Below are 25,058 nucleotides of genomic sequence, written 5' to 3'. Positions count from 1 at the left end.
TATAAAGTAATGATATAAGGGTAGCCTTGTGGACTCATTTCCTGCCATAGAGATAGATAAAGTTAAAGCTTGGGATTTTAGGCTTATTGATGAAAATACTGCTGAAAGTTTAAATGTTGCCTATGGTGTCGATGCAAATTATCTTGATGCTGTAGGTGTATCCATTACTTCAATTGTCATCAATAATCGACATGTTAATCTTGATTTTTATATTATTGCTGATGTTTATAGCGATGATTTCTTTCAAAAAGTCGAGAAACTTGCTGAGCAATACCAATTAAGAATCACACTTTATAGAATAAATACTGATAATCTTCAGTGCTTGCCTTGTACACAAGTCTGGTCAAGAGCAATGTACTTCCGTTTATTTGCTTTTCAATTATTGGGAATAACACTTAATCGTTTGCTTTATCTTGATGCCGATGTAGTTTGTAAGGGAGATATTAGTCAACTATTGCATTTAGAGTTTAATGGAGCTGTGGCTGCAGTCGTCAGGGATGTAGACCCAATGCAGGAAAAGGCGGTAGTCAGATTATCTGATCCTGAACTTCGGGGGCAGTATTTTAATTCTGGTGTCGTTTACTTAGACCTAAAAAAATGGACAGAAGCAAAACTAACCGAAAAAGCACTGTCCATTCTTATGAGTAAAGATAGCATTTATAAGTATCCTGACCAGGACGTTATGAATGTCCTACTAAAAGGGATGACAATATTCCTGCCACGTGAATTTAATACTATTTATACAATAAAAAGTGAGTTAAAAGATAAAACGCATCAAAAGTATAAAGAGTTGATAAAAGAGAATACTCTTCTTATTCACTATACTGGGGCCACCAAGCCGTGGCACAAATGGGCAATTTATCCATCGGTAAAATACTATAAAATAGCTTTAGAAAGATCCCCCTGGAAAGATGACTCACCACGAGATGCAAAATCAATTATTGAATTCAAAAAAAGATATAAACATCTGTTAGTGCAATATCATTATATCTCAGGACTCATTGCAGGAGTGTGTTATCTTTACCGAAAATATTACCGTAAATAACATTTAACTGGTTTAATATGATTCAGAAGAATAAAATCAAAGATTTAGTTGTTTTTACCGATGAAAATAATTCAAAGTATCTCAATGTATTAAATGACTTTCTTTCTTATGATATTAATATCATCAAAGTTTTTCGTTCTATAGATGATACAAAAGTCATGCTTATTGATACCGATTACGGAAAATTGATACTTAAAATTTTTTCTCCTAAAGTTAAACGCAACGAACGTTTCTTTAAATCTCTTTTAAAGGGAGATTATTATGAACGCCTTTTTGAGCAAACTCAAAAAGTGCGTAACGAGGGGCTACATTCTCTCAATGATTTCTATTTGTTAGCAGAACGGAAAACATTACGTTTTGTCCATACTTATATCATGATTATCGAATATATCGATGGCGTAGAGTTGTGTGATATCCCCGATATTGATGAAACGTTAAAAAATAAAATTCAACAATCAATCCGTTCATTGCACGAACACGGTATGGTATCTGGTGATCCTCACCGTGGTAATTTTATTATTGAAAATGGTGAAGTACGCATTATTGATCTCTCAGGAAAACGTGCATCTGCACAACGTAAAGCGAAAGATCGTATTGATTTAGAACGACATTATGGTATTAAGAATGAGATTAAAGATCTCGGTTATTATCTTTTAGTTTATCGTAAAAAAATACGTAATCTTATGCGGCGTTTGAAAGGAAAGCCAGCACGATAAAGTAAAAGTCTTACATTTAAACGTCTTCGTCAGGACATTTCTATGCGGAGTTCTTATTTCACAGGTTTATCATGAAGAATATTAGATACATTGACAAAAAAGATGTTGAAAACCTGATAGAAAGTAAAACGTCTGATGATGTTATTATTTTTCTTTCCGGCCCCACATCGCAAAAAACACCATTGTCAGTGCTGCAGACAAGGGATGTTATTGCTGTCAATGGTTCTGCGCAATATCTATTAAGTCATAATATTATTCCCTATATTTATGTACTTACTGATGTTCGCTTTTTACATCAACGACGTGATGATTTTTATAAATTTAGCCAGAGAAGTCGTTATACCATCGTAAATGTTGACGTTTATGAACATGCTTCTGAAGAAGATAAACGGTACATCCTTCAAAACTGTCTGGTACTACGTTCATTTTACCGCAGAGAAAAAGGTGGATTGATAAAGAAGATTAAGTTTAATATTTTGAGCCGAATTCATAAAGAGCTCCTGATCTCTGTACCTTTTTCTAAAAAAGGTCGTCTTGTTGGCTTTTGCAAGGATATTAACCTTGGTTATTGTTCATGCCATACCGTTGCTTTTGCTGCAATCCAAATAGCCTATTCGCTGAAGTATGCTCGTATTATCTGTTCAGGCCTTGATTTAACGGGTAGCTGTTCGCGTTTCTATGATGAAGATAAGAATCCTATGCCCTCTGAGTTGAGTCGGGATTTATTCAAGATTTTACCATTCTTCCGTTTTATGCGTGAAAATATAGAAGATATCAATATTTATAACTTATCTGATGATACTGCAATTCAATATGATATTATTCCCTATATGAAAATATCCGAAATTGAAGAGCTGTGTGTTTATGAAAAAATAAGCTAATATTTTATATGTATTTATTACGTGTTATAAATTATATTGGAGTTGGCTAATAATGATTAAAAAAATAATATTTACCGTCACACCAATATTTTCTATACCGCCAAAAGGAGCTGCAGCGGTTGAAACATGGATTTATCAGGTCGCAAAAAGACTTTCTATTCCAGTAACTATCGCCTGCATTCGAAACGAAGGTTACCCAACCTACACAAAAGTAAATGATCATTGTGATATTCACTACATTGGTTTTAGTCGAGTCTATAAACGACTTTTCCAAAAGTGGACTCGGCTTGATCCTGTGCCATATTCTCAGCGTATTTTAAATACCCAACCTAAAAACACTGATCCGAAAGACTCTGTTATTGTTATCCACAATAGCATGAAGCTATATAAACAGATTCGTAGCAGAAGTCCTCAAGCGCAGCTAGTTATGCATCTTCATAATGCTTTCGAGCCTGGTCAGTTAGACAAAAATGCAAAGATAATTGTTCCTAGCCAGTTTCTGTTCGATTTCTATTCGGAAAAAATGCCTGATGCAAATATTGCTATTGTGCCTAATGGTTTTTGTTCTGAATCGTATGAACAAAATAATACTGAAGATTTGAGACAGAAACTGAACATTGATGCGAATGATACCGTGTTATTATTTGCAGGAAGGATATCACCAGATAAAGGTTGCCTGATACTTATGGAGGCTTTTAATCAGCTGAATAAGATACAAGATAACCTCAAACTGGTGATTGTCGGAGATCCATTTGCCAGTAAAAAAGGCGAAAAAGCTGAATATCAGAAAAAAGTTCTGGATGCAGCGAAAGCTATTGGAGCGCAATGCATTATGGCGGGTGGACAGCCACCAGAGCAGATGCATAACTATTACCGTTTAGCAGATTTAGTTGTTGTGCCTTCTCAGGTAGAAGAAGCTTTTTGTATGGTAGCTGTTGAAGCGATGGCGGCAGGTAAACCTGTACTTGCCAGTCAAAAAGGTGGTATCAGTGAGTTTGTTCTGGAAGGAATTACAGGCTATCACCTTGCAGAGCCTATGACATCTGAAAGTATTCTCGCGGATATTAAGCGAGTTTTGGCTGATGTTGACAGAGCTCAAATTGCTAACAATGCCAGAAATTTTGTTTTCTCAAAATATAGCTGGGAACATGTTACTCAGCGTTTTGAAGCACAAATACAAGACTGGTTTGGCTAAAAATTATTGGATTTGAAGAGCCTGCCTGAATTTAATGTCAGGCAGGCTTTTTTTATTTATTCCGCATTGCTAACAGTAAACCAACAATCAAGCCAATTGGTTTAAGATCAACTTCTTCGAAGTTACCTCGAATAATATAAAAACCGATGAGCGTTAAGAATAGTAGCAATTGACCATTATAAGGAGTGACCACAACTTTTTTAAATGTTGCATTAGCTGTTTCTTTGATAATAGAGCCATACAGATAAAGTAAAGCGAGTAGTCCTGCTAAACCTGCAGCAAACCAAATTGACAAAACAACGTTGTGTGGTCCAATGGATTGCCTGAACGTCCATGACGGAAAATCTACGACACGCTTATTATATATTGCATGGTAAATATCATCGCCGTAGCCATATCCCTTAAGCGGATTTTCCATAATTAATGTCCACGCAGTACCTTGTGTACCATTGGTATAGCGATAAGAACTGTCGGTCTGTTGAAGTTTATAAATAAGCCTGTCTTTACCGGCATGACCACCTTTATAGGTAAATACACCTGCTGCGGCAACAGAAATAACGATGGAAGTCAGCATCAATAATTTCCACTGACGATTTAAGATTAACCATAGCAGAGTCACTATGAATACTGCCAGCCATGCACCACGAGACAGCGTTCCTAATAGCAGAAATAAGAAAACTCCACTAAAAATTACGAATGCTATTTTATAAGAGGTTTTCTTGATAAGCCAAAGGTTTAATAATGCTGGAAACAGAAACACCATTGAATCGGAAATACTACGGTGTTCATAGGTGGAAAATGGCATTATTCCTTTATTATAATCCTGAATATAAAGAATAAGTTCAACAAGACAACGTAACCCAAGTCCGGTAACTAATGAGTATAGTACAATTTTACCGATGTTTTCATTATCTTCATCTTTTAATAATGCGGGTATAAGTAAACTATATGCCAAAAATCCTTTAAGCACCGTATTACTGAATTCTTTAAAACTAATTTTCAGATCAGGTGATATGAAAGTAGCATATAAAAGAATGAGTGATAGTACCAGGACACTATAAAAAAGATTATTTTTATAGAGTACTTTAAATGTTCCTGGAGCACGGGAAACTTGATAGATTACCGTAATAATCATTAGTATAGATATGATGTGTTTATAACGGGTTATACCATCAAGGAAAAAGGTTGCAATAAAGAGGAATACCAACGCTTTATTCCAGTGCGGTTTCCAGTTTTCTTTATTACGTAGCGCCAGCGAGGCTGTTAACATTGCTTCTCCACCATCTTAAATAATATATAACGTATTAATCAGGAATTGATTTTATTAAATACCGTTTCTGCAGTCAGATAAGCAAGATCTTTATCTGGCGCCCTACAAACCACCTGATTCTTCCCATATCCGCCAATTAATCCCGGATCGGTTGGCCCATAAACCGTGATATTCGGTCTATCCAGTGCTGCAGTTAAATGGCTTAACCCTGTATCGACTGACACAACAAATTTAGCGCCCGCCAGCACACGAGCTACGCCTTCCAGACTCATCTTCGGCAATACGTCGACATAATCAAATCCTTCCGCCAGTCTTTTTGCCCGCTCTTCTTCATGCGGCGCGCCCCACGGAAGTTTAATGCGAATCCCTGAATCTGCCAGTAAACCAATCAACTCTCGCCAGTGTGTTTCCGGCCAGTGTTTATCATCACGGGTTGTTGCATGAAGAAATACGGCATATTTGCCAGCATCTGTCGGCAGGTTCGTCAGGAAATGCTGCGCAATGGCATAATCGCCCTGAGTCTGCGGTTTGCTATAGCCCAGACTTTTGGCGAACAACTCCCGGGTTCGCTCTACGGCGTGCTGCTGTTTTGCAATATGATGCTTACGATTGTAAAACAAGCTTGCCAGTGGTTCGCGAGCGGTTTGCCAGTCCATTCCATGCTTTACGCCATGCGCCAGACGAGTCACCAGCGCCGCGCTTTTTACCAACCCCTGGGCGTCGATAACTGCGTCATAGTTTTCTGCTTGTAGTGCCTCACGAAACGCTTTCCGTTCTGCTTTTATGGGAGCCGAGAACCACGCTTTACGCCAGCGGCGTATTGCCACAGGAATAACCCGCTCAACGGCGGCGTGCCAGGAAGGAATTTGTGCAAATCCTTCTTCCACCACCCAGTCAAACTTAATCCCCGGGATTACCTGCTGGGCATCAGTGAGTGCGGGCAGCGTATGGAGAACATCGCCCATCGACGATGTTTTAACGATCAGAACCCGCATCCGTCAGGCTTCCTCTTGTAACAATAGCGCGTTGAGTTCTTCCAGTACGCGCTGGGGAGTAATATCGATCAAGCTCTGGTGATAACCTTCCGCAGCGTCACCTTTACGGACTTTGTGATAGCCGGTAATCAGGCGGATCACGCGCGCTTTATGGGATAGGGGCGGTGTGAAGTCCGGGCTACTCGGACCATACAGGGCAACCAGCGGACGATTGAGCGCCGCCGCAACGTGCATCAGGCCAGAATCGTTAGTGACAATGGCCTTACAGGCTGCAATCAGGATAACCGCTTGATCAAGCTGTGTTTCCCCCGCCAGATTCCGACACCACGCCTGCTGCTCGTTATTCAGAGCGGCAAGAATCTCATTGCCCGGCTCATGATCTTTCGCCGAGCCAAACAGAACTACCTGATAGCCTTCATCAATGAGCTGCTTTGCCAGCTCTGCATAGTGGTAGTGTGGCCAGCGTTTCGCCGGACCAAACTCCGCGCCCGGGCAAAAGCCAATCATCGGACGTTCTGATGAGAGCGAAAATTGATTGCAGGTATACGATTTCTCGCCTTCGCTCACCTGCAACTGCGGCCATAACAATGGCTGCGGCAGATCTTGCGCTGTACGCATAATGCCTTTGTCATAGGCCAGCGCCACATAGCGTTCCACCATTAGCGGCCAGGCTTCTTTATCGAGCACGCGTACATCATTGAGTAAACCGTAGCGCATCTCGCCGCGCCAGCCGGTGCGATGAGGAATCCCCGCGAAGAAAGGCACTAATGCGGATTTGAAGGAGTTGGGTAAGACATAGGCGCGGTCATAGCGCTTTTCACGAAGACTAAGACCCAGTTTGCGGCGTTCGCCGATTTCCAGCGAACCGTGACCGAGAGGCATAGGGATAGCTTCGTTAACTTCCGGCATCCGCGATAATAACGGACGGCACCATGCCGGTGCCATCACGTCGATTATCGCCTGGGGATAGCGCGCCTGGAGCGTGCGATAGAGACTTTGCGACATCATCATGTCGCCAACCCAAGACGGGCCGATCACCAGTATTTTCATGCAGAGCTCTTATGCGTCGCGATTCAGCCAGGCCATATATTCCGTTACGCCTTCGGCAACGGTTTTGAACGGTTTATCGTAACCCGCCGCGCGCAGATTCGTCAGATCTGCCTGCGTGAACGCCTGATAGCGACCTTTAAGTTTATCCGGGAACGGAATGTATTCGATCTGTCCTTTCTTGTGATAAGCAAGCGTAGCATCCGCTACTGCCTGGAAGGATTCTGCACGACCGGTACCGAGGTTGAAGATGCCGGATACGCCATTTTCCAGGAACCACAGATTCACATCGGCCACATCACCCACGTAGACGAAGTCGCGTTTAAAGTTCTCGCTACCTTCGAACAGTTTCGGCGATTCACCGTTGTTGAGCTGGGTGTTGAGATGGAAAGCGACGCTCGCCATGCTGCCTTTATGGCCTTCACGCGGCCCATAAACGTTGAAATAGCGGAAGCCAACAATCTGTGAGTTTGCTTCTGGCAGGATTTGGCGAACATATTCATCAAACAGGAACTTCGAATAACCGTAGACGTTCAGCGGTTTTTCGTATTCACGGGATTCAATAAAGTCGGAGGTGCGTCCGCCGTAAGTGGCTGCGGAAGAAGCGTACAGGAACGGGATTTCTCGCTCCAGGCAGTAGTGCAGCAGCTCTTTGGAGTATTGATAGTTGTTATCCATCATATACTTGCCGTCCCACTCGGTGGTGGAAGAGCACGCGCCTTCGTGGAAAATCGCTTCGACATCGCCGAACTCTTCGCCAGCCATAATCTGGATCAGGAAGTCTTCCTTATCCATATAGTCCGCGATATTCAGATCCACCAGGTTCACAAACTTGGTGCCATCTTTCAGGTTGTCCACCACCAGAATATCGGTGATGCCTTTGTCATTCAGGGCTTTAACGATGTTGCTGCCGATAAAGCCCGCGCCGCCGGTAACGATGATCATAACTGTAACCTTCGAATTGTGGAGTCAGAGACAATCTCAGACACGAATACTTCTATCATATCACTACACGGCGCTGGCTACAGCCATTCACCGAAAGTGGTATGCCTGAGCGTGATTTATGCTTATTTTTTGACAAGTACAAATGCTTCATCTCGTATCAACCTATGGCTTTCGGTAATATGTGCTGAAATTTGCCCAGTCTGGAGAATCGCGATGCGTGGAGATTTTTATCATCAGTTAGCCAACGATCTGGAAACCGCTCGTGCGGAAGGATTGTTTAAAGAAGAGCGCATTATCACATCCGCTCAACAAGCGGATATCACTGTGGCGGATGGTAGCCACGTCATTAACTTTTGTGCCAATAACTACCTGGGGCTGGCAAACCACCCGGAACTGATTGCGGCAGCAAAAGCGGGAATGGATTCTCATGGTTTTGGTATGGCTTCGGTGCGATTTATTTGTGGTACTCAGGACAGCCACAAAGAGCTGGAGCAGAAGCTGGCTGCATTCCTCGGTATGGAAGATGCGATTCTCTACTCTTCCTGTTTCGATGCTAATGGCGGTCTTTTTGAAACGTTACTGGGCGCAGAAGACGCCATTATTTCCGACGCGCTGAACCACGCTTCTATTATTGACGGTGTGCGTCTGTGCAAAGCTAAACGCTATCGCTACGCCAACAACAATATGCAAGAGCTGGAAGCATGCCTGAAAGAAGCGCGTGAAGCCGGTGCCCGTCATGTACTGATTGCCACCGATGGCGTGTTCTCGATGGATGGCGTGATTGCCAACCTGAAAGGTGTGTGTGATCTGGCAGATAAATACGATGCACTGGTGATGGTTGATGACTCGCACGCCGTTGGTTTTGTCGGTGAAAACGGACGTGGCTCCCATGAATACTGCGATGTGATGGGCCGTGTCGATATTATCACCGGTACGCTGGGTAAAGCACTGGGCGGGGCTTCTGGTGGTTATACTGCGGCGCGTAAAGAAGTGGTTGAGTGGCTGCGCCAGCGTTCTCGTCCGTATTTGTTCTCTAACTCACTGGCACCGGCTATTGTCGCCGCATCCATTAAAGTGCTGGAGATGGTTGAAGCGGGCAGTGAACTGCGTGATCGCCTGTGGGCGAATGCGCGTCAGTTCCGTGAGCAAATGTCGGCAGCGGGCTTTACCCTGGCGGGAGCCGATCACGCCATTATTCCGGTCATGCTTGGTGATGCAGTAGTGGCGCAGAAATTTGCCCGAGAGCTGCAAAAAGAGGGCATTTACGTCACCGGTTTCTTCTATCCGGTCGTTCCGAAAGGTCAGGCGCGTATTCGTACCCAGATGTCTGCGGCGCATACCCCTGAGCAAATCACGCGTGCTGTTGCGGCGTTCACGCGCATTGGTAAACAACTGGGCGTTATCGCCTGAGGATGTGAGATGAAAGCGTTATCCAAACTGAAAGCGGAAGAAGGTATCTGGATGACCGACGTTCCTGAGCCGGAACTGGGTCATAACGATCTGCTAATTAAAATCCGTAAAACAGCCATCTGCGGGACCGACGTTCACATCTACAACTGGGATGAGTGGTCGCAAAAAACTATCCCGGTGCCGATGGTTGTTGGTCATGAATATGTCGGTGAAGTAGTAGGCATCGGTCAGGAAGTGAAAGGCTTTAAGATTGGCGATCGTGTATCCGGCGAAGGCCATATTACCTGTGGCCATTGCCGTAACTGTCGTGCTGGTCGTACTCATCTGTGCCGTAACACCATTGGTGTGGGTGTAAACCGTCCGGGCTGTTTCGCTGAATATCTGGTGATCCCGGCATTCAACGCCTTCAAAATCCCTGACAATATCTCCGACGATTTAGCATCAATTTTTGATCCGTTCGGTAATGCCGTGCACACGGCGCTGTCGTTCGATCTGGTTGGCGAGGATGTGCTGGTTTCTGGTGCAGGTCCAATCGGTATTATGGCCGCGGCAGTGGCAAAACACGTTGGCGCACGTAACGTGGTGATCACTGATGTTAACGAATACCGCCTGGAGCTGGCGCGCAAAATGGGTATTACCCGCGCGGTTAACGTTGCTAAAGAAAACCTCGAAGATGTGATGGCAGAACTGGGCATGACCGAAGGCTTTGATGTCGGTCTGGAGATGTCTGGTGCGCCAGCGGCGTTCCGCACTATGCTGGACACCATGAACCACGGCGGTCGTATTGCAATGCTGGGTATTCCACCGTCTGATATGTCTATCGACTGGACCAAAGTGATCTTTAAAGGCTTGTTCATTAAAGGTATTTACGGTCGTGAGATGTTTGAAACCTGGTACAAGATGGCGGCGTTGATTCAGTCTGGCCTCGATCTCTCGCCGATCATTACCCATCGTTTCTCCATCGATGATTTCCAGAAGGGTTTTGACGCTATGCGTTCAGGTCAGTCAGGGAAAGTTATTCTGAGCTGGGATTAACACGAACAAGGGCTGGAATCCCAGCCCTTGAAGCTGATGCGCCACGCTTATCAGGCCTGAACGGAAGTTGCAATATTTTGAATTTGCACGATTTACAGGCCGGATAAGGCGTTCACGCCGCATCCGGTTTTAGCTAAACAGCCCAATCATCGCGGCACACAGCACGGCAGCAACAGCAGTTTGTGGTGTGTGGCTGTCAACTGCGCCACTCGATACGAGATTAATTATTGATTCCAGCATAATGACTCTCCCCGTTTTCCGGGCAAGATCATACTGAACTTATCGGAACAGTAAAGCGCAAAATACCAGCAATTTGCGCTCAATAATCAATCTTTACACACAAGCCGTGAATCACTCCATCCCCAGCTCTTTTAACTTACGTGTCAGTGTGTTGCGACCCCAGCCAAGCAGCCGCGCCGCTTCCTGTTTATGCCCCTGCGTATGTCGCAACGCGGTCGTCAGTAACGTACGCTCAAGCTCAGGCTGCGCTTCGGAAAGCAAATTTTGATGACCGGAACGCAGCGCTCTGTCTGCCCACTGCGCTAACAGCGTTGCCCAACTGTCCGGTTGCATTTGCGAAGTACTCTCCGCAACCGTTGATTCAAACAGTTCGCTGGGCAAATCCTGAATCAACACTTCCTGCCCGGCGGCCATCACCGTTAACCAACGGCAGGTGTTTTCCAGCTGGCGCACGTTACCCGGCCATGCCAGACGCGTCAAAGCGGCTTCGGTTTCCGGGTGCAGCAACTTCGCTTCTACGCCCAGTTCGCGCGCGGCAACCTGTAAAAAATGGCGTGCCAGACGGGGAATATCTTCCCGACGCTCACGCAATGGCGGCAGATGAACGCGGATAACGTTCAGGCGGTGGAACAAATCCTCACGGAACTTGCCTTCCTGTACCCGCTGTTCGAGATTCTGGTGGGTTGCAGCGATAATCCGCACATCCACCTTCACCGGCGCATAGCCGCCAACGCGATAAAACTGACCGTCTGCCAGCACGCGCAGCAAACGCGTCTGTACATCGAGCGGCATATCGCCAATTTCATCGAGGAATAACGTGCCGCCATCGGCCTGTTCAAAACGCCCCTGACGAATAGTATTCGCGCCGGTAAACGCGCCTTTCTCGTGACCGAACAGTTCTGATTCGATCAAATCCTTCGGGATAGCCGCCATATTCAGCGCGATAAACGGCGCTTTGGCTCGCGGACTGTGGCGATGCAGGGCATGAGCGACCAGTTCTTTACCGGTACCGGACTCGCCGTTAATCAGCACACTAATGGAAGAACGTGAAAGCCGACCGATAATCCGGAACACGTCCTGCATGGCTGGCGCTTCGCCGATGATATCGGTCGTCGGGCCGTTAAGCTGAACATTACGCGGTTGCTGCTGTTCCTGATAATGGCTGATGGCGCGCTCAACCAGCGCCACGGCTTCGTCGATATCAAACGGTTTGGGCAGATAATCAAACGCCCCTTGTTGATAGGCGCTGACGGCAGCATCCAGATCGGAATGTGCGGTCATAATGATGACCGGAAGCATCGGATGGCGCTGTTTAATCTGCTTGAGCAGCGCCAGCCCGTCCATTCCCGGCATACGGATATCCGACAGCAGTACATCCGGTGTTTTGCTCGCCAGCGCCTCCAGTACCTCCGCGCCGTTCTCAAATGTCGTACAGGTTAAACCCGCTCCAGCGAGCGCACGTTCAAGCACCCAACGGATGGAACTATCGTCATCGACTACCCAGACTATCCCTCGTTGCATAAACGTCACCTTTATTTCCTGATAGGCAGGTAAACCGAGAACTCGGTATGACCTGGCCAACTGGTAAATTCAATTTTGCCTGAATGCTGATCAATCAAATTACGGGCGATGGATAAGCCAAGCCCGGTGCCACCTTCGCGGCCGCTGACCATCGGGTAAAACAGCGTATCCTGCAAATGAGGCGGAATGCCTGGCCCGTTATCTTCCACATCAATCCGCGCCGCCAGCCGATAGCGCTCGCCGTGTAAGGTCAGTTGAAACGCGGTGCGGGTACGCAGAATGATTTCACCACCTTCCGGCCCCAGCGCCTGTAGCGCATTGCGCACAATATTCAGCAAGACCTGTTCAATTTGATCCGGGTCGTGCGCCAGTTCCGGCAGGCTGGGGTCGTAATCACGAATCAACCGCACGTTGTCCGGCAGTTCCATCGACACCAGCGTCACCACGCGTTCAGCCACTTTGTGAATACTTTCGGTAACGCGCGTACCGGGCAGTTGCGGCCCCAACAGACGGTCGACCAGATTTCGCAACCGATCCGCCTGTTCAATAATCACTTTGGTATATTCCAGCAGTGACGGGTCAGGTAATGCTTTGCTGAGCAACTGCGCCGCACCACGTAAACCGCCAAGCGGATTTTTAATCTCATGCGCCAGGCCGCGCACTAAATCACGGGCAGCAACCTGCTGGGCGTGCTGTAGCTGTTCCTGACTTAAGCGGCGCTGGTTATCCATCGGTGCCATCTCCAGCAGGATCATGCCGTCCGGCATACGCTGGGCCGTCACAGAAAGGATATGCGAGCGCCCGTCGATGACCAGCGTCACTTCGTTATCGGTAAAACCTTGCCCCGCCTCCAGACTTTCTTGCATCAGCTCGATATTTAATGAGAAGTAGCTCAACAGTTCCGGTAACGGCGTACCAAACAATTTGCGGGAGCTTTGGGCGAGCAGTTGTTGCGCGGCGGGGTTGGCGTAATGGATCGCCAGGTTGTCATCGATTAACAAAATACTGTTAATCAGCGAGTTGAGGATCTGCCCAGCATCGGGCTGCGTGCCTGTTGCCATAAAGCAGTCTCCTGAACAGGTTGCACCATTTTAGTGCATTATAGCTTTTTACGGATAAAAAGCGCGAAGCATCAGAGAATTGACGGAGAAAAAAGCCCATGCAGAGATGGGCTGAAAGTTTCCACGGCAACTAAATCCCGGCGTTGTTGCGCCGGGTAGTACAACTTCAACTATTAGACGCTGTAGTACAGCTCAAACTCTACCGGATGCGGAGTCATACGCACGCGGTCATTTTCTTCGCGACGCAGAGCGATGTACGCATCAATGGCTTCGTCAGTGAACACGCCACCGGCTTTCAGGAACTCGCGGTCCAGATCCAGTTCGTTCAGTGCTTCTTCCAGAGAGCCTGCAACCTGTGGGATCTCTTTCGCTTCTTCTGGCGGCAGGTCATACAGGTTTTTGTCCATGGCTTCGCCCGGATGGATCTTGTTCTTGATACCATCAAGACCGGCCATCAGCAGGGCAGCAAAGCACAGGTACGGGTTAGCCGCTGGGTCCGGGAAACGGACTTCGATACGACGTGCTTTCGGAGAAGAAACCACCGGAATACGGATAGACGCAGAACGGTTACGCGCAGAGTAAGCCAGCATTACCGGTGCTTCGTAGCCCGGGACCAGACGCTTGTAAGAGTTGGTGGTCGGGTTTGCCAGGGCGTTAATTGCTTTAGCGTGTTTGATTACGCCGCCAATGTAGTACAACGCCTGCTCAGACAGACCTGCATATTTGTCGCCCGCGAATAGGTTGACGCCGTTTTTAGACAGTGACATGTGGCAGTGCATACCAGAGCCGTTATCACCGAACATCGGTTTTGGCATAAAGGTCGCGGTTTTACCGAAGCGGTGCGCCACGTTGTGCACAACATATTTGTAGATCTGAATTTCGTCAGCTTTTTTGGTCATGGTATTGAAGCGGGTTGCCACTTCGTTCTGACCAGCAGTCGCTACTTCGTGGTGATGGGCTTCGACCACCAGACCCATCTGTTCCATCACCAGACACATTTCAGAACGGATATCCTGAGCCGAGTCTACTGGCGGAACCGGGAAGTAACCGCCTTTCACTGCCGGACGGTGACCTTTGTTACCACCTTCATATTTGGTGGAGGAGTTCCATGCACCTTCGATATCGTCGATGGCAACATGAGAACCGGAGATAGACGCGCCGAAACGGATGTCATCGAACAGGAAGAATTCAGGTTCTGGCCCGAACAGTACGGTGTCGGCAATGCCAGTAGAACGCAGATAATCTTCAGCGCGCTTCGCGATGGAACGCGGGTCACGGTCATAGCCTTGCAGGGTGCCAGGTTCAAGGATATCGCAACGGATAATCAGGGTAGAGTCCGCGAAGAACGGGTCAATCACTGCGGTGGATGCGTCTGGCATCAGCACCATGTCGGATTCGTTAATGCCTTTCCAGCCGCCAATCGAGGAGCCGTCAAACATTTTTCCTTCTTCGAAGAATTCAGCATTCACCTGATGAGCAGGGATAGTGACGTGCTGTTCTTTACCTTTGGTATCGGTGAAGCGCAAATCAACAAACTTCACTTCGTGCTCGTTCAGCATCGTCAGTACGTGTTCAGCGGACATACTTTAACTCTCCTGGATTGGTCATGGTCGTCGTGGTAACGAAATCTGCAATTATTTTGGCCGTGTCGCCGTAAAAAAGATAAAGCGAAATCTGTGCCAACTTTTAAATTGCCCCTAAAAGGCGTTATCATGCGCACCATCGTGCAAAAGGGCTGCACCACGATGTGAATGTTGCACCAATATAGTGCTTCAATGGAAACATTAAGCACCATATTGGTGCAATGACCTTTGGATAACCCTTTTTATGCTCCGTGAAAGCGATCACAAAGGGACTCTGCAATACTTGTTTGCGGAGGATGTTTGTGATCCTGTTTTGTAGTGCGATTAATCCGTGTACAATAACGCGCTATTTCTAATGCCTGAGGCAAAGTTGTGATCGAAAAATTGCGTAATATCGCCATCATCGCGCACGTAGACCATGGTAAAACCACCCTGGTAGACAAGCTGCTCCAACAATCCGGTACGTTCGACTCTCGTGCCGAAACCCAAGAGCGCGTGATGGACTCCAACGATTTGGAGAAAGAGCGTGGGATTACCATCCTCGCGAAAAACACCGCTATCAAATGGAATGATTACCGTATCAACATCGTTGATACCCCGGGGCACGCCGACTTCGGTGGTGAAGTTGAACGTGTAATGTCCATGGTAGACTCAGTGCTGCTGGTGGTTGACGCATTTGACGGCCCGATGCCGCAAACGCGCTTCGTAACCAAAAAAGCGTTTGCTTACGGCCTGAAGCCGATTGTTGTTATCAACAAAGTTGACCGCCCTGGCGCGCGTCCTGATTGGGTTGTGGATCAGGTATTCGATCTGTTCGTTAACCTCGACGCGACCGACGAGCAGCTGGACTTCCCGATCGTTTACGCTTCTGCGCTGAACGGTATCGCCGGTCTGGACCACGAAGATATGGCGGAAGACATGACCCCGCTGTATCAGGCAATTGTTGACCACGTTCCTGCGCCGGACGTTGACCTTGACGGTCCGTTCCAGATGCAGATTTCTCAGCTCGATTACAACAGCTATGTTGGCGTTATCGGCATTGGCCGCATCAAGCGCGGTAAAGTGAAGCCGAACCAGCAAGTTACTATCATCGATAGCGAAGGCAAAACCCGCAACGCGAAAGTCGGTAAAGTGCTGGGCCACCTCGGTCTGGAACGTATCGAAACCGATCTGGCGGAAGCTGGCGATATCGTGGCGATCACGGGCCTGGGCGAACTGAACATTTCTGACACCGTTTGCGACACGCAAAACGTTGAAGCGCTGCCGGCACTCTCCGTTGATGAGCCGACCGTTTCTATGTTCTTCTGCGTTAACACCTCACCGTTCTGCGGCAAAGAAGGTAAGTTCGTAACGTCTCGTCAGATCCTGGATCGTCTGAACAAAGAACTGGTACACAACGTTGCGCTGCGCGTAGAAGAAACCGAAGATGCCGATGCGTTCCGCGTTTCTGGCCGTGGCGAACTGCACTTGTCTGTTCTGATCGAAAACATGCGTCGTGAAGGTTTCGAACTGGCGGTATCCCGTCCGAAAGTTATCTTCCGTGAAATCGACGGTCGTAAACAAGAGCCGTATGAAAACGTGACTCTGGACGTTGAAGAACAGCATCAGGGTTCTGTGATGCAGGCGCTGGGCGAACGTAAAGGCGACCTGAAAAACATGAATCCAGACGGTAAAGGCCGCGTACGTCTCGACTACGTGATCCCAAGCCGTGGTCTGATTGGCTTCCGTTCTGAGTTCATGACCATGACTTCTGGTACGGGTCTGCTGTACTCCACCTTCAGCCACTACGACGACGTACGTCCGGGTGAAGTGGGTCAGCGTCAGAACGGCGTACTGATCTCTAACGGTCAGGGTAAAGCGGTAGCGTTCGCGCTGTTCGGTCTGCAGGATCGCGGTAAGCTGTTCCTCGGTCACGGTGCCGAAGTTTACGAAGGTCAGATTATCGGTATTCACAGCCGTTCTAACGACCTGACTGTAAACTGTCTGACCGGTAAGAAACTGACCAACATGCGTGCTTCCGGTACTGACGAAGCCGTTGTTCTGGTTCCGCCTATCCGCATGACTCTGGAACAAGCTCTGGAGTTCATCGATGATGACGAACTGGTAGAAGTGACTCCGACCTCTATCCGTATTCGTAAACGTCACCTGACGGAAAACGATCGTCGTCGCGCCAACCGCGCACCGAAAGACGATTAATTTCGTTTTTTAGTCATAAAAAACCTGCCAGCGATGGCAGGTTTTTTGCTTTTGTAGGCCTGATAAGATGCGTCAGCATCGCATCAGGCGTCATCTGAAACCCTGTGCATCAAGAAAATCCGCAATAGCATCTGTGTTGTTGTGACCGATAACGCGGTCAGCACTGACTTTTGCCAGCGAACTGCCATTGCCCATCGCAATCCCTTTGCCTACCATCCGCAGCATCCCCGCATCATTATCGTTGTCGCCAAAGGCAATAATTTCATCCAGTGCGATATTTTGCTGCTGGGCATACCAGAGCAGACTTTTGCCTTTATTGCACCCCGCCTGAGTAATATCCAGTTGATGATGCCAAGACCAACTACAGTTTAGCGATAGTTCTTGCCGGGCAAACTCCTCTGTCTGGCGCAATAACGAAGCCTTGCGGTGTATCAGGCTAATCTGCAAAACAAAATCATCGTACGTATAAATATTTGGCTGCAATATTTGTTGTGAAAACCAGCGTCGTAGTTGTTCCACCTTGTGGATATCAAGCGCCAGCGGACGCAATATTTGCCGCTGGCGCGGATGATAAAGATAGCTGCCGTTACAGCAAATCATCGGCTCGGTTAACTGCAATTGTTGGTAATAAGGCAGGGCTTCGCTGTGCGAACGTCCGGAGGCGAGAATAATTTTCACGCCTGTTTGTTGCGCGCTTTGCAGTGCCGAAACAGACGCAGGGGAAATCATCTTCTTGCTGTTCAGCAATGTGCCGTCTAAATCGAGCACGATTAACCGGCAGATCATAACGAGAAGATCCGAAAACAGCGTTCAGCGTCTAATTGTGAGAGGGCCGGAATATCCTCACGCAGATGATAAGCCAGATAACAGTGACAGTGCCTGGACATACAAGCCGGAGTTGAAAGTTGCTGCTGATATAAATTGCCGATTTTAATTTTGCTGATATTACAGGCGAAGAGATCGCCATCAGCATTCATAAACACGCTCTTTTTGCCGCCGAGACAAAACTCGACATTCGCAGGCCAGAGGCTGGTTTCCAGATGATAAAGCGGGTCCAGCAACTGAAACTGGCTATTTCTTTCGTCGCTGGTGGGCCTTTTATCGCGCTCATTGGCGTTTAGCCAGAAATAGATATCGGCAGGAAGATGCGCGCGTAACCACTGGAATGTGTCGTAGTTATCTACGCTGGCAACGGCCCCCACAGAACAAGTAATCCCCGCGTCCTTAATTGCCAGTATTTGTTTAAGGAAAACTTCTTTACTAACCTGGGAAGGATGAAACGAACACCATAGCCGCAGCTTTGCCAGATCCCCCTGATTATCCTGAATAGTCGCTATCAACGAGGATAAATTAAACGAGGCGTTGGTCTGAATACCTACCGCCTGCACATGGGAATAGCGGCTTATTTTCGCCATCGCCGCCATATAATAACGATAGCGCAATGCTTCGCCGTAGGGCGTAATCAACACATTTAACGGTGAACCCAGCGCCGGTAAATGTTCAACCATGCGCCATAATGCCACTTCATCCTGCTGTTTATCATTGCGGTCTTGTTTATGAAAAGGGCAATAACCACAGCGATAATTACACGACTTTATCTCGCCGCGATAAATCAGCGTCTGGATCTGCTTGAGCGTCATCGTTTATGCGTCTCCAGACTGTGAACTTCCGGGGAAATAAACTGCGGGCCAAGCTGGTCCGAAAGCGCTAAACCCTGCACGGTGAGCAGAATGCGGTTATCCTGCTGGTGGCAGTAATCTTGTTTGATGAAATCTCCCAGCAGGGGAAAATCGCTTAATACCTCAGAGAAGAACTGGTGCTGATAATCGCTTAACGAAAGTCCTTTATAGAAAAAGAGATTCTTGATAATAAAACGCCGCTTCATTTCTGCTTGTGAAAGGACATAGCCGTGGTGAATTTGGGTTTTATCTGGCCGGGCGATAAAATTCGCGACAATTTGTCGCGATGCGGGCTGGTTTTGCGACCACGGCGTGCAGTAATGTAAATTGCCAAGATAACTGCGCCCGCCCGCGCCAAGTGCCAGCGAATTTTCAAAGCCACAACTTTCAGCCGTCGACTCATTATTCACCCGCACAAAACGGCGCATTGACGTTTGCGTATAACCTTCATGCAATAAGCGATCGCGGGCTTCAATATAGAGGCTATACATATCCGGCTGGCGCGGCATGTTATACAGCGGGTACAAAAAAAGTTCGTCAGGCTGATAATCTAATGCCTGATTAAGTGACGCCATTAAACTTGTGGCTGTTTGACCGGGAATACCGTAAATAATATCAATATTGAGTATCGGGAAATTACCCCTGCGCAGTAGCTCCAGCGCCCGATGGGCATTTTCCGCACTATGGCGGCGGTGTAATGTGGCAAGTTCCAGATCGTTAAAACTCTGAATGCCAATACTGACGCGGTTTACCGCAAGCTGGCACAGCAACGCGACTTTTTCGGCGGTGGTATCGGAAGGCGATGTTTCAATTGCCTTAAAAATCTGCGCATCGACTTGTAATTCGTCAAACACCCTGCTAAACAACCGCGACAGTTGCCCGACATTAAGCAGCAATGGCGTACCGCCGCCAATGGTAAAACTGGCCCAGTCTACAGGCGCAAGTTGCATTTGCCGGGCCTGGACAATAATCGCCTCTATGTAGTTGTCGATAAAGGCATTGTCTGCTCCCGTGCAGGAAAAGAGATTACAAAACCCGCAGCGGCTCTGGCAAAAGGGCATATGAATATAGAGATGTGTTTTATGCTCGTAAATACGCGACTTCACATCCGCAAAAGCAATATTGTTTAATTCCCGATAAGCGGTCTTATGCGGGTAACTGTACATATATTGCTGATAAATCGATTCATTATTCATCGGTTTTGCCATCTAACACAAAGTGAAAATAGGGTACGGTATTCACAATCGGATGGTTAAAACTGTGGAAATATTTTCCGTCTTCCCCGTAGCAAGTGCCATGATCGGAACAGAGAATAACTAACGTCTCTCTTCCGGTTTGCCGGAAGGTGTCGAAAAGTTTTTCGATTCTCGCATCAATATAATGCAGGGCAGCGGCGTGAGTTTCTACCGTATCGCCAGGCTTGGCATTTTCAATATAAAAATGATTCGGATAATGAATGGTGTCGATATTGATATACATCATCAGCGGCTGTTCAGCGTTCACCTTTTTATTAATTAAGGTGAGCTGATTATCCATGCTCTCTTTCACCGTACAGGAGAAATTAGGATACCAGTAACTCTCTTTAAACATCGCCGGGAACACTTTTCCCATCCCTGAACGGTTATTAAAAAAGGAGACGCCACCCACGCAGATAGTGCGGTAACCTTTGTTTTCCAGCCCTTTAATCCACGTATCTTCGCTGAATGCGAATGCATTTTTTGGCCCTAAACGCCCTAAGCCAATATCTTTCGGGAAAAAGAGCATTGAATGACCTGGTGCTGCTTCCAGCGGCTTAGGCATAAAACCAGAAAACATCGAATGATGCGAAGGCCAGGTAAAATTGCCAGCGGCTTCGCACTTTATCCAGCGGCCATAGCGGTTAATATTCGGCGTATTGCCCGCCTCTTGTTCCTGAAATGCAATATCAAAACGCAGGGAATCAAGCACCACAAACAGGATATTGGCTTCCCTGGCAATCAAATCATTCATATTGATTTCGCCATCGCAGGAATGGATTGCCGTGCGGGTATTTTCTGGTACTTCGTCAGTTACGTTATACATGGTGTTCTCTCATTACCTGAATCTGGCGTTGATAAATTATGTTTTGTTCGCAGGTGTCCTGATAAATAAGATCGCCCTGGCCGTTAATTTCGATAATATAAGGGGTTAAGTTTTGCGTGAGTAATACGTCAATCCCGGCAATGTGTACGTCCGGGTAGAGTTTCATGGCGTTGAGACAAAGCGTGTCAATTTCAGTAACTTTTTCTGCAGGTAAATTAAGATCGGCAAAACGGATAGCTTCATTTTGTAGATGCAAATTGGTGATCGGCTGTGATGATGTTCTGACAACCCGCCAGACGATTTCGCCATTAACGTATACTATGCGTAAATCGTAGCTTTTATTGCCCACTCTGGCTTTTGCCAGCCAGCATTCGATAATATTTTCTTGTTGTAAAATAGCATTCACAATCAACGTAATATCATCGCTGTTTTCATAGCGGATAATGTGTTTACTGTTCACCAGTCTGTTACCTGCAACCTGGATGGCGCAATAAAGCACCTGACGGTTATCGCCGGGATGTAAACTCAATGCCAGCACCCCAGCGGCCCCTGATCCGAAATTTGGCTTAATAAACACGCGATAAACCTTCTCGCTGCGCATACGGGCGATCAGTTGATCGTAACTACGGACATCATCCGCTAATATCGGCGGTGTCGGAATCGCGTGTTCGATTAATCGGTGTTTACAATGACATTTATCCAAAAGATTTATAATACCTTCTGGAGAGTTAATAAAACGGATTTCCCTTCTGTTCACCATTTTTTGTAAAAAAGTAATATAGTTTTGGCTAACCGTATTAATTAAGCGAATATCTGTTTCCTGATGCAATGGGGGATCAATTTTTACCATGCCTTTATTTAGCGGCAGGGTAAGTGCTTGATCGTAGCTCACCACGTTGATATGTTCCTGTAAGCATGACGCTGCCTGGCAAAAATAAAAAGTGCGTTTGCTTTCAGGATGACCAATTAGCGTAATCACGAAGAATTCCTTTTCTGTGATAAATAATGGGAGAGATGACTCTCTCCCAATAAATTTCATTTATTCGGTAAACATCGGATACATATAATCATCATCATCATCATCATCAACCTTCTGCTCCTCTGATAATTCAACAGTACAAGTCAGTGTTTTTTGCAGTTTTTTCCGCATCTCTGTTGTGAGGAAATGATAATGCAAATCCAGCAGTTTCAGATGGCTAAGGCGATCGGCATGTTTGAGAAGATGTTCTGCACCTTTGTCGGTGAGCGTACCGCAGGAAAGCTCCAACACTTCCAGTTGCGGCATAATGTCGCTTTCCAGCACGCGGCGGGTGATTTCGTTTTGCTCTTCGCTGTTCACCAGGCCAAGATGCGTCAGGCTCGGGAAGAGGGATTTCGACGCCAGATTCATCACGATATCCAACGATGCATCAAAACCATAATTCTCAACGCCAATATAAACGATAAGTGTTTTTAACGCAGGCAGTTGAGAGTTTTGCAATGACGCAAACACGCCACACGGCGCACCGCCAGAGATGATTTCCAGGTGCTCCAGTTTGTCGTGGGCGATTTCTCCCAGTTCCAGGCCCTGAGTACCTTTAATCGTCAGCTTTTTCAGGTTCGGCAGCGCAGCATACAGACGAGAATAATCGCCTTGTTGGATCCATGAAATCTCACACTCTTCACTTTCCATATCGCCAACAAACAGGGACTCAAGATGAGCAAAGCGTTCAGCGTGTTCAGCAAACATGTCGATTATCGGTTGGCAACTTTCCTCGTAGCATTCCCCCCAACGACTAATGACCAAAGAGCGAATTTTGACCAGGTCTTCATCAGCTAAAATATTATTAATAAATTCTTCCCGGGATATTTCATTATCCCAGTCAATATAAAATTTCTTTTCCATGGTATGTATCCTTATTTTATGGCGGAGAAATAATACGCTGAATATTTTTTAATTTCATTGAGAATTTATTTTTTGGATGTATTTTCTATTTGAATGTATTAATAATATTAATTCATGAAGTAAATATGTGATTTCTTAAAAAGAACTCTTAATGACAGCATTATATATAAAGCCATCACAGATACTCGTCATCCTTCAAGTTGCATGTGCTGCGACACGAATTATTGAGAATATAGTGAAACGGTAACCATTAATTTTCTGTGACCACTTGCAAGCCTTCATGCCTGACTGCATAGCCAAACTTCACCTTTCCCGCTACAGTTAATTTCTTATGGTGTGAAAGGAGGCAAAAATGCTCTATATCTTTGATTTAGGTAATGTCATTGTCGATATCGACTTTAACCGTGTGCTGGGAACCTGGAGCGATTTAACGCGTGTTCCGCTGGCATCGCTTAAGAAGAGTTTTCATATGGGGGAGGCGTTTCATCAGCATGAGCGTGGGGAAATTAGTGACGAAGCGTTCGCAGAGGCGCTGTGCCATGAGATGGCTCTACCGCTAAGCTACGAGCAGTTCTCTCACGGCTGGCAGGCGGTGTTTGTTGCGCTGCGCCCGGAAGTGATCGCCGTCATGCATAAACTGCGTGAGCAGGGGCATCGCGTGGTGGTGCTTTCCAATACCAACCGCCTGCATACCACCTTCTGGCCGGAAGAATACCCGGAAATTCGTGATGCTGCTGACCATATCTATCTGTCGCAAGATCTGGGGATGCGCAAACCTGAAGCACGAATTTACCAGCATGTTTTGCAGGCGGAAGGTTTTTCACCCAGCGATACGGTCTTTTTCGATGACAACGCCGATAATATAGAAGGAGCTAATCAGCTGGGCATTACCAGCATTCTGGTGAAAGATAAAACCACCATCCCGGACTATTTCGCGAAGTTGTTATGCTAAAAACCATCCATGAAAAAGCCAGGCATCATACCCGTCCGCTATGGGCCTGGCTGAAACTACTCTGGCAACGCATTGATGAGGACAACATGACAACCCTGGCAGGTAATCTTGCCTATGTGTCGTTACTCTCATTAGTGCCGCTGGTTGCCGTTGTTTTTGCGCTTTTCGCCGCTTTTCCCATGTTCTCAGACGTTAGTATCCAGCTACGTCACTTTATTTTTGCCAACTTTCTCCCTGCCACTGGCGACGTTATCCAGCAATATATCGAACAGTTTGTTGCCAATTCCAACAAGATGACCGCCGTCGGGGCATGTGGCCTGATCGTCACGGCGTTATTGTTGATGTATTCCATTGATAGCGCATTGAATGCCATCTGGCGAAGTAAACGGGTACGGCCAAAAATTTACTCTTTTGCTGTGTACTGGATGATCCTGACGTTAGGGCCGCTGTTGGCGGGGGCCAGTCTGGCGATCAGTTCCTATCTGCTCTCCCTGCGTTGGGCGAGCGATCTCAATACGGTCATCGACAATGTGCTGCGTATTTTTCCGCTGCTGTTGTCGTGGATCTCCTTCTGGTTGCTGTACAGCATTGTTCCTACCATCCGCGTACCGAATCGCGACGCGATTGTCGGCGCGTTTGTCGCCGCACTCCTGTTCGAAGCAGGAAAGAAAGGTTTCGCGCTTTATATCACCATGTTCCCGTCATATCAGCTCATTTACGGCGTGCTGGCGGTGATACCCATTCTCTTCGTCTGGGTCTACTGGACGTGGTGTATCGTCTTGCTTGGCGCGGAAATTACTGTCACTCTCGGGGAATACCGCAAACTAAAACAAGCAGCTGAACAAGAAGAAGACGACGAACCATGATTGCATTAATTCAACGCGTAACCCGTGCCAGCGTCACCGTGGAGGGAGAAGTGACGGGCGAAATTGGTGCGGGACTTTTGGTTTTATTGGGTGTCGAAAAGGATGACGACGAACAGAAAGCAAACCGTCTGTGCGAGCGTGTGCTCGGCTATCGCATCTTTAGCGATGCCGAAGGCAAGATGAACCTCAACGTACAACAGGCGGGCGGCAGTGTGCTGGTGGTTTCCCAGTTTACCCTCGCCGCAGATACCGAACGGGGGATGCGCCCAAGCTTCTCAAAAGGCGCATCACCGGATCGCGCAGAGGCGTTATATGACTATTTCGTCGAACGCTGCCGTCAGCAAGAGATGAACACGCAAACAGGACGCTTTGCTGCCGATATGCAGGTATCGCTGGTCAATGATGGCCCCGTGACATTCTGGTTGCAGGTATGAGCCAGCTTCCAGGGTTGTCACGGGAAACAAGAGAGAGTATC

At 47.1% G+C, this 25,058-nt stretch carries 24 protein-coding genes; 10 read left to right on the top strand and 14 right to left on the bottom strand.

Features of this window, described 5'->3' with window-relative positions; translation table 11 throughout:
- The first annotated feature begins 28 nt into the window (after positions 1-28).
- The 4 genes from rfaJ (at position 29) to EFER_RS19545 (ending at position 3,837) form a co-directional block, all read left to right on the top strand.
- Positions 29-1,045, top strand: a complete 1,017-nt coding sequence (gene rfaJ / locus EFER_RS19560; RefSeq protein ID WP_000376844.1) for a lipopolysaccharide 1,2-glucosyltransferase RfaJ — start codon at positions 29-31, stop codon at positions 1,043-1,045.
- 17 nt (positions 1,046-1,062) lie between these two features.
- Positions 1,063-1,761, top strand: coding sequence for a lipopolysaccharide core heptose(II) kinase RfaY (gene rfaY / locus EFER_RS19555; RefSeq protein WP_000615159.1), 699 nt, complete (start codon positions 1,063-1,065; stop codon positions 1,759-1,761).
- Positions 1,762-1,832: 71 nt separating this feature from the next.
- Positions 1,833-2,642, top strand: coding sequence for a 3-deoxy-D-manno-oct-2-ulosonate III transferase WaaZ (gene waaZ / locus EFER_RS19550; protein WP_000790299.1), 810 nt, complete (start codon positions 1,833-1,835; stop codon positions 2,640-2,642).
- A gap of 52 nt (positions 2,643-2,694) precedes the next feature.
- A complete protein-coding gene (locus EFER_RS19545) occupies positions 2,695-3,837 on the top strand; it encodes a lipopolysaccharide N-acetylglucosaminyltransferase (protein ID WP_015953884.1) in 1,143 nt (380 codons plus the stop codon).
- 52 nt (positions 3,838-3,889) lie between these two features.
- Here EFER_RS19545 and rfaL read toward each other — a convergent pair whose 3' ends face one another.
- The 4 genes from rfaL to rfaD are packed head-to-tail and all read right to left on the bottom strand — an operon-like array spanning position 3,890 to position 8,094.
- Positions 3,890-5,107 carry an O-antigen ligase RfaL gene (gene rfaL, locus EFER_RS19540; RefSeq protein ID WP_000954412.1) on the bottom strand — a complete coding sequence of 406 codons (1,218 nt, stop codon included), beginning with the start codon at positions 5,105-5,107 and terminating at the stop codon, positions 3,890-3,892.
- Between the two features lie 38 nt (positions 5,108-5,145).
- Positions 5,146-6,102, bottom strand: coding sequence for a lipopolysaccharide heptosyltransferase RfaC (gene rfaC / locus EFER_RS19535; protein ID WP_001264629.1), 957 nt, complete (start codon positions 6,100-6,102; stop codon positions 5,146-5,148).
- A gap of 3 nt (positions 6,103-6,105) precedes the next feature.
- Positions 6,106-7,152 (bottom strand): ADP-heptose--LPS heptosyltransferase RfaF, encoded by a 1,047-nt coding sequence (rfaF, locus tag EFER_RS19530; protein WP_000699261.1) that lies wholly within the window; start codon positions 7,150-7,152, stop codon positions 6,106-6,108.
- 9 nt (positions 7,153-7,161) lie between these two features.
- Positions 7,162-8,094 (bottom strand): ADP-glyceromanno-heptose 6-epimerase, encoded by a 933-nt coding sequence (gene rfaD, locus EFER_RS19525; protein WP_000587764.1) that lies wholly within the window; start codon positions 8,092-8,094, stop codon positions 7,162-7,164.
- Between the two features lie 213 nt (positions 8,095-8,307).
- Between rfaD and kbl the strand changes: the two genes are divergently transcribed.
- Both kbl and tdh read left to right on the top strand, forming a co-directional pair.
- Entirely contained in the window at positions 8,308-9,504 is a 1,197-nt protein-coding gene (gene kbl / locus EFER_RS19520; protein WP_001213787.1) for a glycine C-acetyltransferase, read from the top strand.
- Positions 9,505-9,513: 9 nt separating this feature from the next.
- Positions 9,514-10,539 carry an L-threonine 3-dehydrogenase gene (gene tdh / locus EFER_RS19515; RefSeq protein WP_000645979.1) on the top strand — a complete coding sequence of 342 codons (1,026 nt, stop codon included), beginning with the start codon at positions 9,514-9,516 and terminating at the stop codon, positions 10,537-10,539.
- Between the two features lie 129 nt (positions 10,540-10,668).
- On the opposite strand, the gene EFER_RS19510 is transcribed toward tdh, so the two are convergent.
- The 4 genes from EFER_RS19510 to glnA form a co-directional block, all read right to left on the bottom strand.
- A complete protein-coding gene (locus EFER_RS19510; protein WP_000893994.1) occupies positions 10,669-10,779 on the bottom strand; it encodes a YshB family small membrane protein in 111 nt (36 codons plus the stop codon).
- A gap of 111 nt (positions 10,780-10,890) precedes the next feature.
- Positions 10,891-12,300 carry a nitrogen regulation protein NR(I) gene (gene glnG, locus EFER_RS19505; protein WP_015953882.1) on the bottom strand — a complete coding sequence of 470 codons (1,410 nt, stop codon included), beginning with the start codon at positions 12,298-12,300 and terminating at the stop codon, positions 10,891-10,893.
- Positions 12,301-12,311: 11 nt separating this feature from the next.
- The gene (gene glnL, locus EFER_RS19500; RefSeq protein WP_000190577.1) at positions 12,312-13,361 is read right to left on the bottom strand and encodes a nitrogen regulation protein NR(II); all 1,050 of its coding nucleotides are present in this window, start codon (positions 13,359-13,361) and stop codon (positions 12,312-12,314) included.
- A gap of 173 nt (positions 13,362-13,534) precedes the next feature.
- Positions 13,535-14,944: a glutamate--ammonia ligase gene (gene glnA, locus EFER_RS19495; RefSeq protein ID WP_001271704.1), complete on the bottom strand. Its 1,410-nt coding sequence runs from the start codon at positions 14,942-14,944 to the stop codon at positions 13,535-13,537.
- A 372-nt stretch (positions 14,945-15,316) separates the two neighbouring features.
- On the opposite strand from glnA, the gene typA reads away from it, so the two are divergent.
- Positions 15,317-17,140 carry a ribosome-dependent GTPase TypA gene (gene typA / locus EFER_RS19485; RefSeq protein ID WP_000570668.1) on the top strand — a complete coding sequence of 608 codons (1,824 nt, stop codon included), beginning with the start codon at positions 15,317-15,319 and terminating at the stop codon, positions 17,138-17,140.
- 90 nt (positions 17,141-17,230) lie between these two features.
- On the opposite strand, the gene EFER_RS19480 is transcribed toward typA, so the two are convergent.
- From EFER_RS19480 to EFER_RS19455, 6 genes are read right to left on the bottom strand one after another with little or no spacing between them, the layout of a single operon-like run.
- Positions 17,231-17,926 (bottom strand): Cof-type HAD-IIB family hydrolase, encoded by a 696-nt coding sequence (locus EFER_RS19480; protein WP_000563095.1) that lies wholly within the window; start codon positions 17,924-17,926, stop codon positions 17,231-17,233.
- On the bottom strand, positions 17,923-18,780 hold the full coding sequence (locus tag EFER_RS19475; RefSeq protein WP_015953881.1) for an STM4011 family radical SAM protein: 858 nt from the start codon (positions 18,778-18,780) through the stop codon (positions 17,923-17,925). Before EFER_RS19475 ends, EFER_RS19480 begins: the two co-directional genes overlap by 4 nt.
- Entirely contained in the window at positions 18,777-20,015 is a 1,239-nt protein-coding gene (locus EFER_RS19470) for an STM4012 family radical SAM protein (protein WP_001058545.1), read from the bottom strand. The genes EFER_RS19475 and EFER_RS19470 overlap by 4 nt, the downstream gene beginning before the upstream one ends.
- Positions 20,008-20,880, bottom strand: coding sequence for an STM4013/SEN3800 family hydrolase (locus tag EFER_RS19465; RefSeq protein ID WP_000282972.1), 873 nt, complete (start codon positions 20,878-20,880; stop codon positions 20,008-20,010). The genes EFER_RS19470 and EFER_RS19465 overlap by 8 nt, the downstream gene beginning before the upstream one ends.
- On the bottom strand, positions 20,873-21,859 hold the full coding sequence (locus EFER_RS24495) for an STM4014 family protein (protein ID WP_000631308.1): 987 nt from the start codon (positions 21,857-21,859) through the stop codon (positions 20,873-20,875). Before EFER_RS24495 ends, EFER_RS19465 begins: the two co-directional genes overlap by 8 nt.
- A gap of 60 nt (positions 21,860-21,919) precedes the next feature.
- Positions 21,920-22,765 carry an STM4015 family protein gene (locus tag EFER_RS19455; RefSeq protein ID WP_000412149.1) on the bottom strand — a complete coding sequence of 282 codons (846 nt, stop codon included), beginning with the start codon at positions 22,763-22,765 and terminating at the stop codon, positions 21,920-21,922.
- A gap of 352 nt (positions 22,766-23,117) precedes the next feature.
- Between EFER_RS19455 and yihX the strand changes: the two genes are divergently transcribed.
- The 3 genes from yihX to dtd are packed head-to-tail and all read left to right on the top strand — an operon-like array spanning position 23,118 to position 25,017.
- Positions 23,118-23,717 (top strand): glucose-1-phosphatase, encoded by a 600-nt coding sequence (gene yihX / locus EFER_RS19450; RefSeq protein WP_000965692.1) that lies wholly within the window; start codon positions 23,118-23,120, stop codon positions 23,715-23,717.
- Positions 23,711-24,583 carry a virulence factor BrkB family protein gene (locus EFER_RS19445; protein WP_000920719.1) on the top strand — a complete coding sequence of 291 codons (873 nt, stop codon included), beginning with the start codon at positions 23,711-23,713 and terminating at the stop codon, positions 24,581-24,583. Before yihX ends, EFER_RS19445 begins: the two co-directional genes overlap by 7 nt.
- Entirely contained in the window at positions 24,580-25,017 is a 438-nt protein-coding gene (gene dtd / locus EFER_RS19440) for a D-aminoacyl-tRNA deacylase (RefSeq protein WP_000560983.1), read from the top strand. Before EFER_RS19445 ends, dtd begins: the two co-directional genes overlap by 4 nt.
- Positions 25,018-25,058 lie beyond the last annotated feature (41 nt).

It is taken from the genome of Escherichia fergusonii ATCC 35469 (assembly GCF_000026225.1).
In the GTDB taxonomy this organism is placed as follows: domain Bacteria; phylum Pseudomonadota; class Gammaproteobacteria; order Enterobacterales; family Enterobacteriaceae; genus Escherichia; species Escherichia fergusonii.
Note: the sequence above shows the minus strand (reverse complement) of the source record. Positions and strands in the feature narration are given on the sequence as shown.